The organism is Sphingomonas sp. Leaf10 (assembly GCF_001421245.1).
In the GTDB taxonomy this organism is placed as follows: domain Bacteria; phylum Pseudomonadota; class Alphaproteobacteria; order Sphingomonadales; family Sphingomonadaceae; genus Sphingomonas.
Genome location: NZ_LMKE01000034.1, coordinates 42,494 through 46,329, shown reverse-complemented (window position 1 = coordinate 46,329; position 3,836 = coordinate 42,494). Strand labels below are relative to the sequence as shown.

2 protein-coding genes are annotated in these 3,836 nt (G+C 70.4%); one reads left to right on the top strand and one right to left on the bottom strand.

Annotated elements, in window-relative coordinates:
• Nucleotides 1-106 precede the first annotated feature (106 nt).
• Nucleotides 107-2,530, top strand: a complete 2,424-nt coding sequence (gene hrpB / locus ASE59_RS17995) for an ATP-dependent helicase HrpB (RefSeq protein ID WP_056459680.1) — start codon at nt 107-109, stop codon at nt 2,528-2,530.
• 159 nt (nt 2,531-2,689) lie between these two features.
• Here the strand turns inward: hrpB and zapE are convergent, their stop codons facing one another.
• Nucleotides 2,690-3,793, bottom strand: coding sequence for a cell division protein ZapE (gene zapE / locus ASE59_RS17990; protein ID WP_056459678.1), 1,104 nt, complete (start codon nt 3,791-3,793; stop codon nt 2,690-2,692).
• Nucleotides 3,794-3,836: the final 43 nt, after the last annotated feature.

The following is a 3,836-nucleotide window of genomic DNA, read 5'->3' as shown; positions in this document are numbered from 1 at the left end:
GGGGGGTGCCCGCAGTCGCAACCGTTGTTGTTGCGCGGCGCCTCCCCTCCGCCAGCTGCGCTGGTCCCCCTCCCCGCAAGCGGGGAGGATTGCTAGAGCATCCCCCATGCTCCCCATCAACGCGGTCCTGCCCCACCTCCTCCAAACGCTGCGCGACCGCACCTCGGCGGTCCTTGTCGCCCCACCCGGCGCGGGCAAGACCACCGCCGTCGCTCCGGCGCTGCTGAGCGAACCGTGGGTCGCCGGCGAAATCCTGCTACTCTCCCCCCGCCGCATCGCCGCGCGCGCCGCAGCCGAACGCATGGCCGCCACCGCGAACGAACCGGTCGGCCAGACCTTCGGCTACGCCACCCGCATGGACAGCAAGCGCACGGCGGCGACCCGCGTCACCGTGATGACCGAAGGCATCTTCGTCGCCCGCATCCAATCCGATCCCGAACTGGCCGGCGTCTCGGCGGTGCTGTTCGACGAAGTGCACGAACGCAGCCTCGACAGCGATTTCGGACTCGCCCTCGCGCTCGATGCGCAGGCGGCGTTGCGTCCCGACCTGCGCATCCTTGCCATGTCGGCGACGCTGGACGGTGAACGCTTCGCCGCGTTGATGGACGACGCGCCGGTGATCGAGAGCGAGGGACGATCCTACCCGCTCGACCTGCGCCATATCGGCCGCAATGCGGAGGCGCGCATCGAGGATTCGGTCGCCGCCGCGATCCGCCGCGCGCTCACCGAGGCGGAGGGCGGCATCCTCGCCTTCCTCCCCGGCGTGGCCGAAATCGAGCGCACCGCCGAGCGTGTGACCATACCCGAGGGCGCGGTGCTGCATCGGCTGCACGGCACGCTGCTGCCCGCCGAACAGCGTGCCGCCATCGCCCCCGATCCACAGGGGCGGCGCAAGATCGTGCTGGCGACCAGCATCGCCGAAACCTCGCTGACCCTCGACGGTATCCGCATCGTCGTCGATTCCGGCCTCGCCCGTCGCCCGCGCTACGACCGGGCGGCGGGGATGACGCGCCTCACCACCGAACGCGCGAGCCAAGCCGCCGTCACCCAGCGTGCCGGCCGTGCCGCGCGACAGGGGCCGGGCGTCGCCTATCGCCTGTGGGAGGCCGCCGCGACCGCCGGCCTGCCGCGGTTCGATCCTGCGGAGATCCTCGAAGCCGATCTGTCGGCACTGGTCCTCGAATGCGGTAAATGGGGGGTGAGCGACCCGACGAGCTTACGCTGGCTCGACCCGCCGCCCGCCGCCGCGGTCGAGGAGGCGCGCGCTCGGCTGGCGACGCTGGACGCGATCGATGGCGATGGCCGGCCGACGCCGCACGGCCTCGCGATCGCCACACTGCCACTGTCGCCGCGCCTCGCCCACATGCTGCTCCGCGCCGGCGAACGGGGGTTTGCGGGCGCGGCGGCGGAGGTCGCGGTACTGCTGGGCGAGCGGGGGCTGGGCGGTAACGACACCGATCTCGACCAGCGCCGTCGCCGTTGGCGCACCGAACGCGGGCAGCGCGCCGATGCGTCGCGACGGCTGGCGGAGCGGTGGCGCAGGCTGGTGAAGGGCGACGACGATCCCCCCGCCGATGCCCTCGCGCGCAGCGTCGCGCTGGCCTTCCCCGACCGTATCGCCCGGCGCCGCGATGCGTCGGGCGAGCGCTGGGCCTCGGTCGGCGGGCGCGGGTTCAAACTGGACGCGGCGGCGCTGGGTTCGGCCGAATGGCTGGCGGTCGCCGAGACGCAGGGGCAGGCGGCGGGCGCGCGCATCCTGTCGGCGGTGGCGATCGATCAGGCGACGATCGAGCAATTGTTCGGCGACCGCATCGAAACGCGGCGCAGCGTCACCTTCGATCCCGCCACGCGCGGGGTGGTGGCGCTCCGCGAACGGCGGCTGGGCGCGATCCGGCTGTCGTCGGGGCCGGACGCGGCGGCATCGGCGGACGAGATCGTCGCGGCTTTGGTCGACGCGGTGCGGCGCGACCTGTCGCTGCTGCCATGGGAGGGCGCGGAGACGCTGCGCCGCCGATCGGCCTATGTCGCGGCGATGCTGGGACAGGACGATCCGCTAGGCGATGCGGCACTGACCGCGACGATCGACGACTGGCTGCCGCCGTTGCTGGCAGGCAAGCGGCGGCTGGAGGCGGTGACCGGCCTCCACGACGCGCTGGAACAGCTGGCCGGCTGGGAGTGGATGCAGCAACTGCGTCGCCTTGCCCCCGCCCGGTTCGAAAGTCCGGCCGGGTCGAGTCATGCGATCGACTATGCCGCCGAAGGGGGACCGCGCGTCGAACTGCGCGTGCAGGCGCTGTTCGGGCTTGCCGTCCATCCGATGGTCGCGGGTCAGCCGCTGACGCTCAGCCTCACCTCGCCCGCCGGCCGCCCGATCCAGACGACGCGCGACCTGCCGGGCTTTTGGGCAGGGTCGTGGCGCGACGTGTCGAAGGAAATGCGCGGCCGCTATCCGCGCCATCCCTGGCCCGACGACCCGGCGGCGGCGTCGGCGACGCTCAGGACCAAGAAGGCTGATGCGCGGCGGAATTAGCTCCGCACACGAACCGTTCGGTTCGAGCAGCTTCGAGCTTGTCGAGAAGCGGCAGTCGAGAACGCGGTGTCTGGGGCATCCCCTTCTCGACTTCGGTTTTCGACAGGCTCGAACCTGCGCTCGAAGCAAACGGGGAGGGGGGTAGAGAGGTAGGTGGCGCTACCCCTCGCCATGCCCCTTCGCCAGATATTCCTCCGAACGCATTTCCTCCAGGCGGCTGATCGTCCGGTCGAATTCGAACCGCCCGTCGCCGGTCGGGTACAGGTCGCCCGGCTGCGCATCCGCTGCCGCCAGCAGCTTCACCCGATATTCGTACAGCGCGTCGATCAGCGTCACGAACCGCGCCGCCTCGTTGCGGTTCTCCGGCCCCAGGATCGGGATGCCGACCAGGATGACGGTGTGGAAGGTCCGCGCGATTTCCAGATAATCGGGCGCGCCGCGGGCCTCGCCGCACAGACGCTTGAAGCTGAACACTGCCACGCCCTTCAGCGCCTTGGGCACATGCAGCGTCCGCCCACTGATATTGAGGTCGCACGACGGCACGTGATCGCGATCCTCTACGGAAAAGTCGGTCAGACGGAAAAACGCCGCCGACAGTGCCTTGGTCGCCACCGGGCCGTTGGGCACCAGCCACGTATCGACCGCGCCCAGCCGGTCGCGGCGATAATCGGTCGGGCCGTTGAGTGGCAGCACGTCGAGGTTCGATTCGAGTAGCGCGATGAACGGCAGGAAGCTGTCACGCTGCAACCCGTCCTTGTAGAGATCGATGGGCGGGCGGTTCGACGTCGCGACGATCGTCACGCCGTGCGTCATCATTTCGGTGAACAGCCGCGACAGCACCATGGCGTCGGCAGTGTTGTTGATGACCATCTCGTCGAAGGCGAGCAGCTTCAAGTCCTTCGCCAACGCCTCGGCGACCGGGGGCACCGGATTGCCCGCTTCCTTCGCGCGTTCGGTGGCGAGGCGGGCATGGACCTCGATCATGAAGGCGTGGAAATGGACGCGACGCTTGGCCGGGTCGGCGACGCAGTCGTAGAACAGGTCCATCAGCATCGACTTCCCGCGCCCGACGCCGCCCCAAAGATACACGCCACGCGGGACGGGCGCGTCGCGACCGGTCAGGCGCGCGAACAGTCCGCGCTTGGGCGGCGAGTCGAGTTCGGCGGCAAGGCGCGACAGCCGCTCGGCGGCGGCGCGCTGTTCGGGGTCGGGGCGGAGTTCCCCGGCGGTGACGAGGCTGTCGTAACGGGTCAGGACGGTCATTGCGCGCTGTCCTACGTCACCCGCACCCCATTTGCCACACCCA

Bases quoted from the DNA above. Each gene is read 5' to 3' on its own strand.
- hrpB (WP_056459680.1), top strand. From the start codon at position 107: ATGCTCCCCATCAACGCGGTCCTGCCCCACCTCCTCCAAACGCTGCGC.
- zapE (WP_056459678.1), bottom strand. From the start codon at position 3,793: ATGACCGTCCTGACCCGTTACGACAGCCTCGTCACCGCCGGGGAACTC.